Consider the following 13,042-nt stretch of genomic DNA (forward strand, 5'->3'; position numbering starts at 1 on the left):
ACACCAAGGGCTTCAATGATCAGTGTGCACCACGCCAGCGCGGCCGCCGCGCTGGGGGACCTGTCTGGGCTCCGTCAGGAGTTCTCTCGATGTCTGACCGCGCGGGCGGACGCGTTGTTCGAGCTGACTGATGCGGCCTTGTGTGCTGACGGGCCGGTTACCTCGTTGGTCGTGCTGTCGTTGGAACCCGAGCACCGGCGTGGTCACGGCGCCTTGTACGACGGTCTGAACCAGGGCGGGGTTGATATCGGCCGGTTCCGCAATGTTGTTGCTCGCCAGCAGGTTGCCCGCCGCGACGACGGCCGGATCGTTCTGGCCATCGATGTCAGCCACTGGCTCCGACCGGATGCCAACACCAGCCCCGAACGGCTGTTCTGTCACACCTACGCACGCGGCAAGGGTCAAGCCCAGATGGTCCCCGGCTGGCCGTACTCCTTCATGGCGGCCCTGGAACCCGGTCGCACGTCGTGGACGGCGTTGCTCGATGTCGTGCGCATGCGCCCAAGCGATGACCACACCGACCTGGCCGCTACTCACCTACGCGCCGTGGTGGACACGCTGATCACCGCCGAACATTGGCGGGAGGGCGATCCCGCGATCTGGATCGTCGGCGACAGCGGCTACGACGGTCCCCGTCTGGCGTTCCTGCTGGCCGATCGCCACGAAGGCCAACTGCCGATCATGGAAGGCACGGTGATCCGGCTCCACGTCGACCGACTACCCGGCACGGGAACTCCGAAACCGTCATGGCTGTGGTACTCCGCCACCGCAACCACAGGCCAGATGGATCGACTATGGCAGATGTTCCTGCGCCGTTTCGATCTGGAACACACTTTCCGTTTCCTCAAACAAACTCTCGGCTGGACCGCACCCCGCGTCCGCACAGTCGAGGCAGCGGATCGATGGACCTGGCTGGCGATCGCCGCCTACACCCAACTCCGGCTGGCCCGTCATCTTGTGGAAGATCTACCGCGTCCCTGGGAGCGACAGGCGGCCGCACCCACCCGGTTGTCGCCGACCCGGGTCCGGCGGGGATTTCGCCGAGTTTGCCTGACAATCGGGTTGTCCGCGAACGCGCCGAAACCCACCCGGCCCGGCCCCGGACGCCCAGCAGGATCACGAAACTCTCGCCGAGCCCCGCTCCACGACCCCGGAAAACTCGCCAAAACAGACATCAAAGCTTAAAACTCAAGCTTAGTGCCCCAATCCCACCGACCACGCCCACAAACACCCAGCTCAGCGACCCGCGACCCCGCCAGGTCGGGATCCGTGAGCCAAGTCAGGTAGCGAATCATCTGCGGTCCGCCTTTCCGTCCAGGAAGATGATGATACGGCCGTTAAGGAGATTCGGACGCTACGCGCCACCTATCAATAGGGTGGGAATACGTACCCGAATCGGCGACTGCGGTGACGGGGGAATAAGACGAGCATGGAGTCATCGGACTCGAATCAAGGAGAAACCATGCGACTCGTCCAGTCGGCCTTGACCGCTTTGGCGGTCGGAGCGGCCACCGTGGCACTCGCCTCGCCCACCGGCGCGGAGACCCCGCGGCCCCCGGACCAGGTGGTGGGGTTCGCACACGAGGCCACTCCGCTTACAGTCTGGGAGAACCCCCGGGGCTGCCAGACGCTGCCCGTAGGCACTGACCTGATCTTCAACCAGACCGAGAGAACGATCACGATCTACGCCGACCCGCTTTGTCTCGTTCCGATCGAGCCGTTCGGCAGGGTGAGGCCCGGCTTCGGGACGCACGTCAGCGCAGCCGGCAGCTTCAGGGCCTGATGCCATCCACCGAAGTAAGGAACTCCTTGTTCGCCGTGGATCTCGTGGTCGTCGGCCTTGGCTACGTGGGGCTTCCGCTCGCTCGTCGGGCTTGCGCGGCTGGGCTTTGGGTCCGGACACAGGGATGCCTCCGTTCGAGTGTCCCATCAGGACATCACGGGCCGGGTTGTCGAACAGGCTCAAAGCTTGTTCTTTAACCTGCGGGTGTTGGCGACCGACCCCAGTTGATCATGAGCGCAGCCCTTGAGTGATCATTCCTCTGGCGACAGTGGAAGATCGACTTAAGGGCTGCGGCGAACAGTGCGCACGATCCCGACCACGAGGCGGCGGCCGGGGAGCTGGCCCGGTTCCGTCAGAAGTTCTACGACTGCCTGACCGCCCGGGCGGACGCGTTGTTCGAGCTGGCCGACGCGGTGCTGTGTGCCGATGGACCGGTGACCTCGCTGGTAGACCTGACGCCGGAGCATCGGCGAGGCCACGGCGCCCGCTACGACGGGCTCAACAGCGGCCCGATCGATGTGGCCCGCCTGCGCGTGGACCTGGCCTGTCTGCCCCTTCCCGGACCGATGACGGGCGGATCGTCCTTGCGGTGGGCCTGAGCCCGTGGCTGCGTTCGGGCGCGGCCACCAGCGCGGAGCGGTTGTTCTGGCACGTCTACGGACGCGCGAAGAGCGCCTCGCAGCTCATCCCCGGCTGGCCCTACTCCTTCGTGGTCGCGCTGGAGTCCGGCCGCACCTCGTGGACCGCGATGCTGAACGCGGTCCGGCTGGGCCCTGCCGATGACGCCACCGCCGTGACCGCCGACCAGTTGCGCACCGTGGTCGGACGGCTGGTCACGGCCGGGCACTGGACCGATAGTGACCCGGACATCCTGATCGTGATGGACAGCGGCTACGACGTCACCCGGCTGGCCTTCGTGCTGGCCGACCTGCCCGTGGAGGTCCCGACAGTTGGGACCGGCTTCATCCCCGGCTCACCCACCGCACCTGCTGGCTCGACCACGAGGGTGAACTCCCGGTCATCGAGGGCACGCTGCGGCGTCTTCAGATCGACCACCTGCCCGGCGACCGCAACCCCGCCCCGGTGTGGCTGTGGTCCTCGGCCACCGGCGCCACCGGTGAGGATGTGGACCGCTGGTGGCGGTCCTACCTCCGCAGGTTCGATCTTGAACACACGTTCCGACTGTTCAAGCAGACCCTCGGCTGGACACGCCCGCAGATCCGTACCTCTGATGCCGCCGACCGCTGGACCTGGATCGTGATCGCCGCCCACACCCAACTGCGGCTGGCCCGCCCCTGGTCGAGGATCTACGCCGCCCGTGGGAGAAGCCCGCCGCCCCGGGCCGTCTCACTCCCGCTCGCGTCAGGCGCGGCTTTCGGAACATCCGCCCGACGGTCACCTTGCCCGCCAGTGCGCCGAAACCCGGCAAGCCCGGTCCCTGACGCCCACCTGGTTCCACGAACCGCAGGCCAGCCGTACGCCACGACGTCGGAAAGACCGTCAAACGCGACCTCTCCGTGGCCGAGCATCAAAACCAGAAGGGTTAAAGAACAAGTCTAGGGGCGGCGGGCTTCGACCAGCCAGGCGCGCGAGTCGAAGTGCACGCCGTCGGCGGTGGTGTGCGCGTCGAGGGTGGCGCGGAGCCGGACGCGGGCCTGCTCGGCTTCGGTGGCGTCGAGGGTGTCGAGCACGTCCTGGAGTTTGAGCTGGTGGAGCACGGCGTCGAAGGCGGTGGCGCTGTCCGGGCCGTAGTAGACCGGCTCGTGCACGTCGGTGAACTTGATGTCGGTGAACCCGGCCGCGGTCAGGATGCCCTCGGTGACCGCAGGGTCGCCGAGCGAGAATGTGTTGGGACCGCTGGGGGTGGCCGGTGCGGCGGTGTAGGTCTGGCGGATCGCGGTGGCCCACTCGTTGCGGTGCTGCGCCTGCCAGACCAGCAGCACCAGCCGCGCCCCTGGCCGCAGCGCCCGCCCGATGTTGGTGAACGCGGCCACCGGGTCGGCGAAGAACATCGTGCCGAACCGGCTGACGCACAGGTCGAAACGACCCGGTGGGAACTGGTGCACCTGGGCGTCGGCCTGCTCGAAGGTGATGTTGGTCAGCCCCTGCTCGGCGCTGAGTTGACGGGCCCGCGCCAGCATCGGCACCGAGATGTCCACGCCCAGCGCGCTGCCGTCGACCGCGGCACGAGCTGCCTCGCGGGTGGCCTGGCCGGTGCCGCAGCCGACGTCGAGCACGTGGTCCCCGGCGTCGACCCGGGCCGCGGCGCGCAGGAGTTCGTTGTGCCGACGCAGTTCCGCGTCGTAGTCGAACAGGGTGGCCATCACCGTCACCTGGTCCTCTCGATAGCGAGGTCGGCAGGCCCGTCGCGGAGCACGCCCCGCACCCGGTCCAGCGACACCGTTTCCGGCTCGAACTCCGCCAGCCACCAGGTGGCGCCCGCCTCGGCGTAGGGCGCCGGATCGGTGCCGGGTGGCAGGGGGACGGCGATGTCGTACCGGGTTGTCCGCGGCCGGCGAAGATCAGTGATGGTAGTGACGATCTCGGCGAGCTGGTCCGGGTTTTCCAGATTCACTGGGAAGAAGCCGTCCTGCCGGGCCGCGCGGCGCAGCGGTTTCGCGTTGCCGGGACGTCCCGCGGCCCACACCGGCACCCCGGGACGCTGCACCGGCGCAGGCAGGAACTCGATGCCGTCGACGGTGTAGTGCCTGCCGCGGTGCCGCACCGGCGCACCGGACCACGCGGCGGTGAGGATCTCCAGCGACTCGTCGAGCAGCTCGCCCCGCCGCCGATCGTCGAGTTCTTCCCCGGTCGCACTCAGCTCGCCCGCGAAGCGATCGCTGCCGAGTCCGACGCCAAGGGTGAGGCGGCCACCGCTGAGCCGGTCCAGGGTCGCGGTCTCCTTGGCGAGTTTGGCGGGCCGGCGGCGGGCCAGCGGGGTGACCATGGGGCCGAAGCGGAGGCGTTCGGTGGCGGTGGCGATCGCGGCCAGGGTGATCCACGGGTCGGCCACCTGCCGGACCGGCGCCCGCCAGCGCAGGTGGTCCCAGACGAACACGCCGTGCCAGCCCGCCTCCTCGGCCTCGGCGGCCAGCCGGGCCACGGCCACCGGGTCGGCGAGTTCGTCGAAGAGCGGCAGCCAGAGCGCCGAGCGCAAGCCGGTCATGCCCGCCCGTCCGCGGTGTGCTGGAGCAGCGCCGGGACGAAGATGTCCCACAATGGCCGCGGCAGATCGTGCCCGGCGCCCGCCAGGATCAGCAGCTCCGCCCCGGGAATCGCCTCGTGCACCGCGTGTCCGTGCGGGAGTGGGCACACCGGGTCCAGGTCGCCGTGCACCACCAGCGTCGGCGCCGTGATCGCGGCCCAGTCGCGGGCGGACCCGTCGAAGCTCAGCGCGTAGTGGTTGCCCAGCATGGCCGCGAGATCGCGAGTGCGGGCCACATCCCGCTCGACCAGCGTGCGCACGGCGGTCTCGTCGAAGTAGGGCGAGCCACCCGAGCACGCTTTCGCTGACGCGACAACGTAATCCACCACAGCGGCGGGATCGGCGGGGTCCGGGTCGGCGGGGATGCCACTGCCGAGTTCGTCCGAGGACGGCGGTAGTCCGTCCGCACCCGTGGAGGTGGAGACGAAGGTCAGCGACGCCACCCGGTCGGCGTGATCCACCCCGAGCAGCAGCCCGATCCCGCCCGCCATGGACCGGCAGACGACGTGCGCCCGCTTGATGTCCAGTGCGTCCAGGATGCTGAGCGCGTCCGCGGCCAGGTCGGTGTAGGCGTAGCCCGGCTGGCCCGGCGGGTAGCTCGTGGACCGGCCGGTGTCCCGGTTGTCGTAGCGGATCACGAACCGGCCGCGGCGCGCGAGGTGTTGGCACAGCTCGGTTTCCCACCACAGCATCGAGGCGGTCGCGCCGTCGGCGAGCAGGATCGCCGGGTGCGCGGGATTGCCGAAGGTCTCAACGCACAGCTCGACATCGTTGATCTGGACGAGCTGCTCGCCGGGGGAGTGGTGATCGGTCATGAGCGCCACGTTAGGCCCGGGAAGACATCGGTAAAAGCGATGGATACCGATCAGGTTGATCGGCGGCGGCGATGTTTGTGTGGGTAGGGTGTGCCCATGTCCGATGTCGAACTGCGGCATCTCGCCGCGATGGCCGCCGTGGTGGACGAAGGCTCGTTCGGGCGGGCGGCCGCGCGGCTCGGGTACACCCAGTCCACGGTGAGTCAGCAGATCGCGGCCCTGGAGAAGGCCGTCGGCGGCGCCGTGTTCGACCGGCCGGGCGGGCCGCGACCGGTGCGATCCACCCCGCTGGGCAAAGTGGTGCTGGCCCACGGACGCGAGTTGCTGGCGAAGGCCCAGGCGCTGACCGCCGCCGTCGACCGGTTCAAAGCCGGGGGCGGCCGGGTCGACATCGGCACCTTCCAGAGCGTGTCCAACGTGATCCTGCCGCAGGTCATCCGCGGCCTGCGGGCCGAGCAGCCAGACTGCGACATCCGGCTGTTCGAGGAAGAGGTCGACCAGCCGCAAGTGCAGGACCTGGACCTGATGTTCTTCGACGGGCGCGTCCACGGCGAGGTCGAACACCGCAAACTGCTCGACGACCCCTACCTGCTGGTGGCCCGCCGCGACACCTTCCCCGACGGCCCGGTGCGGGTGGACCGGCTCGACGGGGCGCCGATGGTGGCGCACCCGCCGATCTGCGACCAGGCCCGCCTGGAGCAGGTGCTCACCCGGCGCGGCGTGCGGCCGGACATCGTGTGCCGCACCGCGGGCAACGAAACCGTGCTGTCGATGGTGCGGGCAGGCATGGGTTCGGCGATCCTGCCGCGACTCATCGTGCACAGCGCCGACATCGGCGCCGACGCCTCGCTGCGCGTGCACGAGCTGAAGCCGGCGCTCCCGCCGCGCGAGATCTTCCTGTTGTGGCAGGCGAATCGCACCCAGTCGCCCCTCGCGCGGCGGGCGATCGAGATCGCGGTGGAGGTCGCGGACTCACTGGACGCGGAGCTGGCCTACTGAGGCCGACCCGAGCTGGAGTTCCCGCAGTGCCAGCCGCTGCCCGAGGACGGCGTAGTGGCAGATGTGGCCGTGGTAGCAGGAGGTGCTGATCGCCCGCGGTTCCATGCCGTGCGCGGCCGGATCGTGTTGGCCGTTGTCGTACCCAGTCTTGGCCGAACTCGTACCACTTGGCCCCACTGGTACGCCCACTTGGGCCAAATTGGCGTACCAGTTGGGCCAACTCGCCGTCCACAACGGCCAACGCGGCGGCGGGTGGGGGAGCTGTCGTTCAGCTGTCGAGGTGGAACCTGCCTCTTCCCATAGTTCTATCCATACATGTACCTTCCGAACCATGAAGGAAAGCCGGATCGAAGACGATCTGCTGGACGCGGCGGGAGTGCTGGCCCGGGCCGGGCTCGTGTCGGCCTTCGGCCACGTGTCCGCGCTGCTGGCGGACGGGTCGCTGCTCATCACCCCGCCCCGCCCGCTGGGCTCGCTCACCCCCGCCGACCGCGCGATGGTCATCGCGCCGGCGGCCACCGAACTCCCCGAGGGCACGCCGCGGGAGGCGTGGATCCACCTCGCGATCTACCGGGCCCGCCCGGATGTGCGGGCCATCTGCCGGGCCCAGCCCGAGACTGCCACCGCACTGGCCAGTGCGGACCTGCCGATCCGCCCATTGCACGGCCAGGGCGCGTTTCTCGGCACCGAGGTGCCGGTTTTCCCCGATGTCCGCCTGGTGCGGGACCGGGACCGAGCAGAGTCACTGGCCGCGGCACTCGGCGCGTCGCCCGCACTGCTGTTGCGCGGCAACGGCGCGGTCACCGTTGGCGCGGACCTCGGGCAGGCGGTGGCCCGGATGTGGCTGCTGGAGTCCTCGGCCCGAATCAACGCCCACGCCGCGGCCGGTCGTCCGCGTCCGCTGACCCAGGACGAACAGGACGCCTGGCTGGCCGCCGAGACCGAACTGCTCGGCCGCCTCTGGACCCACCTCCGCACCGACTGCTCGAAGGGACGACCGTGATCACGCTGCACGACATCGCCTACGTACGGTCCGGCACCGCGGACGCCGCCATCGCGGTCGGCTTCGCCGTCGACGTGGTCGGCATGGAACTCCTCGGGCACGAGGACGGGGTCTGGTACCTGCGGGCCGACCAGCGCCACCACTGCCTGGCCTTCGAGGAGGGCGAGGCGGGAGTGCTGGCCTCCGGGTTCAGCGTCGCCGACGCCGACGCCCTGGCCGACGCCGAGAACCAGCTCATCGCCGCGGGCATCACCGTGGTCCGCGGCAACGCCAAGCAGGCCAGGTCCCGCCGGGTCGAGGACTTCCTGGCTTTCGACGATCCCTTCGGCAACCGGGTCGAACTGGTCACCGGTCAGGTCCAGCTCGCCCGTCCGCCGCACTTCGGCCGCCCCGCCGGCATCACCGAGTTCGGCCACCTCTGCCTGGACGCGCCCGATGTGCGGGAGGCGTACCGGTTCTGGTCCACGCTGTTCAACATCAAGGTCTCGGACTGGATCGGCGACCTCGCCTGTCTGATGCGGTTCGATCCGGTGCACCACAAGGTGGCCGTGTTCCGCGGCAGCGAACCCGGCCTGTGCCACATCAACTTCCAGGTCGACTCGCTCGACGACGTGATGCGCAACTGGCGGTTCCTGCAGGAGCGCGGGGTGGAGATCGAGATGGGGCCGGGCCGCCACCCGCAGTCCACCGCGATCTTCGTCTACTTCAAGGGCCCCGAGGGCCTCACCTACGAGTACTCCTACGGCGTGCGCCGGATCGAGGAGGCGGACTGGGTGCCGAGGGTGTTCGACCCTAGCGAACCCGACGCGATCGACATGTGGCGCGGCCCGACCCAGCGCCCGACCACCCAGGCTCAGGTACACCGCGCGCTCGACGCGTGATCCGCGGAATCCCGACGGCATAAGGAGCCCGTCTTGCCTGCTTCCACCCTGACCGGTCCCCGGGCGCGGCTGGTGATCATCGTCCTGTGCGGCCTCGCCCTCGCCTTCGACGGCTACGACCTGGTGGTCTACGGGACCACCATCCAGGCCCTGCGCGCCGAATGGGGCATCACTGCCTCGGAGGCGGGCACCATCGGCAGCGCCGCCCTGGTCGGCATGCTCGTCGGCGCGCTGCTGGCAGGCACGCTCACCGACACCTGGGGCCGCCGGAAGACCTTCCTGCTCTGCGTCACCTGGTTCTCCGTGCTCACCGCCCTGTGCGCGGCGGCCCCCTCACCCGAGGTGTTCCTCGCCCTGCGGTTCCTGGCCGGGATCGGGCTGGGCGGACTGATGCCCACCGCGGCCACCCTGACCATCGAGTACGCCGCCGCCAAACACCGCACTTTCACTTACGCCGCAATGCAATCCGGCTACGCCGTCGGCGGCATCCTGGCCGCCACTCTGGCCATCCCGCTGCTGCCCACCGCAGGCTGGCGGGTGATGTACCTGGTCGGCGCCGCCCCACTGATCCTGGTGCTGCCACTGGCCTTGCGGCACCTGCCCGAATCACTGGAATACCTGGTCTCCCACGGCAGACAGGCCGAGGCCGAGGCCCTGGCCGCCCGGCTCGGCGTGCCGGTGCCGCCGCCCGCCGAACGCCGCCCCGGTGGCCTGAGCGGGGTGAAGGCCCTCATCGAGCGGACCTACCTGCGCCGGACCGTGCTGTTCTGGCTGGCCTCCTTCTGCGCGCTGCTGCTGGTCTACGGGCTCAACACCTGGCTGCCGGAGATCATGCGGGCTTCCGGCTACCCCCTTGGTTCGGCGCTGGGCTTCCTGCTCGCGTTCAACCTGGGCTCGGTGGCAGGCGCCCTGCTGGGTGGGCGGCTCTCCGACCGGCACGGGGCGCGGCCGGTGCTGCTCGGCTCGTTCGTGCTGGCCGCGGTGTGCTCCGCGGCACTGAGCGTCAATCCGGGGCAGACCGCGATCTACCTGCTGGTGGCGGTGTCCGGCTACGGCACGATCGGCACGATGCACATGCTCAACGCCCATGTGACCAGGTCATATCCGGCGAGCATGCGAGCGACCGGGATCGGCTGGGCACTGGGTGTCGGCAGGCTCGGCGCGATCCTCGGCCCGACCCTGGGCGGCTGGGTCCTGGACTCCGAGCTGGGCCCGGACTGGAACTTCTACCTCTTCACCGTGGTCGCCGTGCTCGGCGCCCTCGCCATCACCGCGCTGCCCCGCCGCACCAGCGCCGTGCCCGAAACCGCCATCAGCAGGACTGGAGCAACGCCGTGACCACCTGGACCGTCGAACGCGCGGCCGAGGAACTGCTCCGCCGCGAGGACACCCGCACCGACGGCGCACCGCTGAGCGACAGCTGGCCCGAACTCGATCTCGACACCGCCTACGCGATCCAGGACGAAACCCTGCGCCTGCGGCTGGCCCGCGGCGAGACCCTGATCGGGGTCAAGCTGGGCCTCACCTCGCGGGCCAAACAGCAGCGGATGAACGTGGACTCGCCACTGGTCGCCTGGCTCACCGACGCCATGATCCTGCCCGCCGGCGTGCCGGTGCCGCGGGAGCGGCTGATCCACCCGCGAGCCGAACCGGAGATCGCCTTCGTCATGGGCCGCTCGCTGACCGGGCCCGGGGTGTCCGCGGCCACCGCGATCCGCGCGGTGGACCAGGTCTTCGCCGGGATCGAGATCATCGACAGCCGGTACCGGGACTTCCGCTTCACGTTGCCGGATGTGGTGGCGGACAACGCTTCCTCGGGCGCCTTCGTCACCGGCGCGCTGGGCCGCGACCCCGGTGAACTCAACCTCGCCCTGGAGGGCTGTGTGGTGGAATCCGGCGGCACGGTGCTGCACACCGCCACCGGCGCCGCCGTGCAGGGCCACCCGGCCGAGGCCCTCGCCCTGGCCGCCAACACCCTCGCCCGCCGCGGCCACCGGATCGAGGCTGGCTGGGTGGTGCTCACCGGCGGCGTCACCGACGCGGTGCCGCTGCCGCCGGGCGGCTACGTCACCACCGAGTTCACCGGCCTGGGCCGGATCACGGTGGGGGGCTGAGATGCCGATCGTGCGCATCGACCTCGCCGAGGGCCGCGACCCGGACACCCTGCGCGCCTGCCTGCACGCCGTGCACGCCGCGATCCGGGACAGCCTCGGCGTCCGGGACGAGCAGATCCGGGTGCTGCTCAACGAGATCCCGCCGCGGCTGTGGAGCGCGGGCGGACAGACCCTGGCCGAGAAGACCACCACCGAACGGGAGCAGGAGCGATGACCGAGATCAAGCATGTGATCGACGGCGCCGAGGTCGACTCGGCCGACGGCGCGGTGTTCCACGACATCGACCCCTACACCAGGGAAAGCTACGCCACCGTCGCACTGGGCGGCGCCCGCGAGGCCGACCTGGCGGTGGACGCGGCCCGCCGTGCCTTCGACCACGGACCCTGGCCGCGGCTGTCCTTCGAGCAGCGCGGCAAGCTGCTGCACCGGCTGGCCGACCTGATGGAGCAGAACGGGGCCGCACTGGCCCTGGCCGACACCCAGGACATGGGCAAACCGCTCACCGCGGCCATCGGCAAGGATGTGCCGCGCTCGGCGCACAACTTCCGCTTCTTCGCCGACCACGCCCGGCTGGCCGAATCCCAGCACCTGCCCTCGCCCACCGGCCACCACGTCTACAGCGAGCACGCCCCCGCCGGGGTGGTGGCCGCGATCGCGCCGTGGAACTTCCCGCTGATGCTGGAAACCTGGAAGGTCGCCCCCGCGCTGGCCTGGGGCAACACCGTGGTGCTCAAACCGGCCGAGGACACCCCGCATTCGGCCTACCTGCTCGGGAAACTGGCCCTGGAGGCCGGTCTGCCGCCCGGGGTGCTCAACGTGGTGCACGGCTTCGGACCCGACTCCGCGGGCGAGGCGCTCACCGTCAACCCGGCGGTGGACCGGATCACCTTCACCGGCGAGTCCGGCACCGGCCGGGCCATCGCCAGGGCCGCGGCCGCCAACCTCACCCCGGTCAGCTTCGAGCTGGGCGGCAAGGGCTGCAACCTGATCTTCGACGACGCCGACCTGGACAACGCGGTGACCTGGGCGATCGAAGCCGCCTTCGGCAACTCCGGGCAGGTCTGCCTGGCCGGATCGCGGCTCTACGTGCAGCGCGGGGTGTACGAGGAGTTCACCGCCCGCTTCGCCGACGCCGCCGCGGCCATGACCCTGGGCGACCCCAAGGACCCGGCCACCCGGCTGGGCCCGCTGGCCAGCGAGGAGCACTACCGCAAGGTCACCGGCTACCTGGACCAGGCGGCCACCGGCGGCGCCAAGGTGCTCGGCGGTGGCGGCGCGCCCGGCTGGTTCGTCCGCCCCAGCATCGTGCTCGACCCGCCCCGGGACGCCCGGGTGCTGCGTGAGGAGGTCTTCGGCCCGGTGGTCACGCTCACCCCGTTCGACACCGAGGAAGAAGCGGTCGCACTGGCCAACGACAGCCGGTATGGGCTCTCCGCCATGGTCTTCACCGACAACCTGCACCGCGCGCACCGGGTCGCGGGCAGCCTGAACAGCGGCAACGTGTGGGTCAACTGCTTCTTCGTCCGCGACCTGCGCGCGCCCTTCGGCGGCATGGGTGATTCCGGGATGGGCCGCGAGGGCGGGCTGTTCAGCCGCGAGTTCTTCACCGAGGCCCGGACCGTGACCATGCGGATCGACCGATGAGGATACTAAGGTCGATACATGTCGATTCAGCACGTTCTGCTGGGAGTGCTCGAAGCCAGGCCGATGAGCGGCTACGAACTCACCCAGCTCTTCAGCGCCAGCACCCGATGGGTCTGGTCGGCCCCGCAGAGCCAGATCTACCCGGCGCTGAAGACCATGGAGGCAGGCGGCCTGATCACCGGCGAACAGCTGAAGACCGGCGGCCGGGTGCGCACGGTGTACTCGATCACCAAGCAGGGGCTGGCCGAACTGCGGCAGTGGATCGGCACCGCGCACCCCAGTCCGCCCTCCCGGGATGCCCTGGACGTGCAGGCGCTCTACTTCGACCTGGTGGAACCGGCAGCGGCCAAGCGGGTGCTGACGGCGTTCATCACCGAGCAGGAAGCCGCGGCCGAGCACGCGACCGCGCACAGCGCCCGGCTGCTGGCCAAGGACACCGAACTGCTCAAGGAACGCCTCAGCCACCGCCCACCCGGCGAGCACGACCGGATGGCCCGGCTGAAGGCCCACGTCTTCGCCGGCCAGGCGGCCGTGGCCGAGGCCCGGATCGCCTGGGCCCGGGAAGGACTGCGCTTGCTCGACGAAGCCTAAGCCCGGT

The 13,042-nt window shown here is 70.0% G+C and carries 16 protein-coding genes; 11 read left to right on the plus strand and 5 right to left on the minus strand.

The window, feature by feature from the left end:
- Nucleotides 1–15 precede the first annotated feature (15 nt).
- From ACTOWY_RS21555 to ACTOWY_RS21565, 3 genes are all read left to right on the plus strand, one after another.
- The gene (locus ACTOWY_RS21555) at nt 16–1,185 is read left to right on the plus strand and encodes a transposase (protein ID WP_441311458.1); all 1,170 of its coding nucleotides are present in this window, start codon (nt 16–18) and stop codon (nt 1,183–1,185) included.
- A 277-nt stretch (nt 1,186–1,462) separates the two neighbouring features.
- On the plus strand, nt 1,463–1,783 hold the full coding sequence (locus ACTOWY_RS21560) for a hypothetical protein (protein WP_441311459.1): 321 nt from the start codon (nt 1,463–1,465) through the stop codon (nt 1,781–1,783).
- Between the two features lie 371 nt (nt 1,784–2,154).
- Nucleotides 2,155–2,382, plus strand: a complete 228-nt coding sequence (locus tag ACTOWY_RS21565) for a transposase (protein ID WP_441311527.1) — start codon at nt 2,155–2,157, stop codon at nt 2,380–2,382.
- Between the two features lie 100 nt (nt 2,383–2,482).
- On the opposite strand, the gene ACTOWY_RS21570 is transcribed toward ACTOWY_RS21565, so the two are convergent.
- The 4 genes from ACTOWY_RS21570 to ACTOWY_RS21585 form a co-directional block, all read right to left on the minus strand.
- Complete coding sequence (locus ACTOWY_RS21570) at nt 2,483–2,620, minus strand: hypothetical protein (RefSeq protein ID WP_441311460.1); 138 nt, start codon at nt 2,618–2,620, stop codon at nt 2,483–2,485.
- Between the two features lie 719 nt (nt 2,621–3,339).
- On the minus strand, nt 3,340–4,107 hold the full coding sequence (locus ACTOWY_RS21575) for a class I SAM-dependent methyltransferase (RefSeq protein WP_441311461.1): 768 nt from the start codon (nt 4,105–4,107) through the stop codon (nt 3,340–3,342).
- A gap of 5 nt (nt 4,108–4,112) precedes the next feature.
- Nucleotides 4,113–4,949, minus strand: coding sequence for an LLM class flavin-dependent oxidoreductase (locus ACTOWY_RS21580; RefSeq protein ID WP_441311462.1), 837 nt, complete (start codon nt 4,947–4,949; stop codon nt 4,113–4,115).
- Nucleotides 4,946–5,803 (minus strand): alpha/beta fold hydrolase, encoded by an 858-nt coding sequence (locus tag ACTOWY_RS21585; RefSeq protein WP_441311463.1) that lies wholly within the window; start codon nt 5,801–5,803, stop codon nt 4,946–4,948. Before ACTOWY_RS21585 ends, ACTOWY_RS21580 begins: the two co-directional genes overlap by 4 nt.
- A gap of 96 nt (nt 5,804–5,899) precedes the next feature.
- On the opposite strand from ACTOWY_RS21585, the gene ACTOWY_RS21590 reads away from it, so the two are divergent.
- Nucleotides 5,900–6,802: a LysR family transcriptional regulator gene (locus tag ACTOWY_RS21590; RefSeq protein ID WP_441311464.1), complete on the plus strand. Its 903-nt coding sequence runs from the start codon at nt 5,900–5,902 to the stop codon at nt 6,800–6,802.
- Here the strand turns inward: ACTOWY_RS21590 and ACTOWY_RS21595 are convergent.
- Nucleotides 6,776–6,991, minus strand: a complete 216-nt coding sequence (locus ACTOWY_RS21595; RefSeq protein ID WP_441311465.1) for a hypothetical protein — start codon at nt 6,989–6,991, stop codon at nt 6,776–6,778. The two genes, ACTOWY_RS21590 and ACTOWY_RS21595, sit on opposite strands and share 27 nt — an antisense overlap.
- A gap of 142 nt (nt 6,992–7,133) precedes the next feature.
- On the opposite strand from ACTOWY_RS21595, the gene ACTOWY_RS21600 reads away from it, so the two are divergent.
- The 7 genes from ACTOWY_RS21600 to ACTOWY_RS21630 are packed head-to-tail and all read left to right on the plus strand — an operon-like array spanning nt 7,134 to nt 13,035.
- A complete protein-coding gene (locus ACTOWY_RS21600; protein ID WP_441311466.1) occupies nt 7,134–7,805 on the plus strand; it encodes a class II aldolase/adducin family protein in 672 nt (223 codons plus the stop codon).
- Nucleotides 7,802–8,686 carry a VOC family protein gene (locus ACTOWY_RS21605; protein ID WP_441311467.1) on the plus strand — a complete coding sequence of 295 codons (885 nt, stop codon included), beginning with the start codon at nt 7,802–7,804 and terminating at the stop codon, nt 8,684–8,686. Before ACTOWY_RS21600 ends, ACTOWY_RS21605 begins: the two co-directional genes overlap by 4 nt.
- Before the next feature lie 33 nt (nt 8,687–8,719).
- Complete coding sequence (locus ACTOWY_RS21610; protein ID WP_441311468.1) at nt 8,720–10,024, plus strand: MFS transporter; 1,305 nt, start codon at nt 8,720–8,722, stop codon at nt 10,022–10,024.
- A complete protein-coding gene (locus tag ACTOWY_RS21615; protein ID WP_441311469.1) occupies nt 10,021–10,800 on the plus strand; it encodes a 2-keto-4-pentenoate hydratase in 780 nt (259 codons plus the stop codon). The genes ACTOWY_RS21610 and ACTOWY_RS21615 overlap by 4 nt, the downstream gene beginning before the upstream one ends.
- 1 nt (nt 10,801) lies before the next feature.
- Nucleotides 10,802–11,014: a tautomerase family protein gene (locus tag ACTOWY_RS21620; RefSeq protein ID WP_441311470.1), complete on the plus strand. Its 213-nt coding sequence runs from the start codon at nt 10,802–10,804 to the stop codon at nt 11,012–11,014.
- Nucleotides 11,011–12,444, plus strand: coding sequence for an aldehyde dehydrogenase (locus ACTOWY_RS21625; protein ID WP_441311471.1), 1,434 nt, complete (start codon nt 11,011–11,013; stop codon nt 12,442–12,444). The genes ACTOWY_RS21620 and ACTOWY_RS21625 overlap by 4 nt, the downstream gene beginning before the upstream one ends.
- 18 nt (nt 12,445–12,462) lie before the next feature.
- Complete coding sequence (locus ACTOWY_RS21630) at nt 12,463–13,035, plus strand: PadR family transcriptional regulator (RefSeq protein ID WP_441311472.1); 573 nt, start codon at nt 12,463–12,465, stop codon at nt 13,033–13,035.
- The last annotated feature ends 7 nt before the right edge of the window (nt 13,036–13,042 follow it).

Origin of the sequence: Crossiella sp. CA198, from assembly GCF_052078295.1 — a bacterium.
In the GTDB taxonomy this organism is placed as follows: Bacteria; Actinomycetota; Actinomycetes; order Mycobacteriales; family Pseudonocardiaceae; genus Crossiella.

Bases quoted from the DNA above. Each gene is read 5' to 3' on its own strand.
- ACTOWY_RS21555 (WP_441311458.1), top strand. From the start codon at position 16: ATGATCAGTGTGCACCACGCCAGCGCGGCCGCCGCGCTGGGGGACCTG.
- ACTOWY_RS21560 (WP_441311459.1), top strand. From the start codon at position 1,463: ATGCGACTCGTCCAGTCGGCCTTGACCGCTTTGGCGGTCGGAGCGGCC.
- ACTOWY_RS21575 (WP_441311461.1), bottom strand. From the start codon at position 4,107: ATGGCCACCCTGTTCGACTACGACGCGGAACTGCGTCGGCACAACGAA.
- ACTOWY_RS21580 (WP_441311462.1), bottom strand. From the start codon at position 4,949: ATGACCGGCTTGCGCTCGGCGCTCTGGCTGCCGCTCTTCGACGAACTC.
- ACTOWY_RS21585 (WP_441311463.1), bottom strand. From the start codon at position 5,803: ATGACCGATCACCACTCCCCCGGCGAGCAGCTCGTCCAGATCAACGAT.
- ACTOWY_RS21590 (WP_441311464.1), top strand. From the start codon at position 5,900: ATGTCCGATGTCGAACTGCGGCATCTCGCCGCGATGGCCGCCGTGGTG.
- ACTOWY_RS21600 (WP_441311466.1), top strand. From the start codon at position 7,134: ATGAAGGAAAGCCGGATCGAAGACGATCTGCTGGACGCGGCGGGAGTG.
- ACTOWY_RS21620 (WP_441311470.1), top strand. From the start codon at position 10,802: ATGCCGATCGTGCGCATCGACCTCGCCGAGGGCCGCGACCCGGACACC.
- ACTOWY_RS21625 (WP_441311471.1), top strand. From the start codon at position 11,011: ATGACCGAGATCAAGCATGTGATCGACGGCGCCGAGGTCGACTCGGCC.
- ACTOWY_RS21630 (WP_441311472.1), top strand. From the start codon at position 12,463: ATGTCGATTCAGCACGTTCTGCTGGGAGTGCTCGAAGCCAGGCCGATG.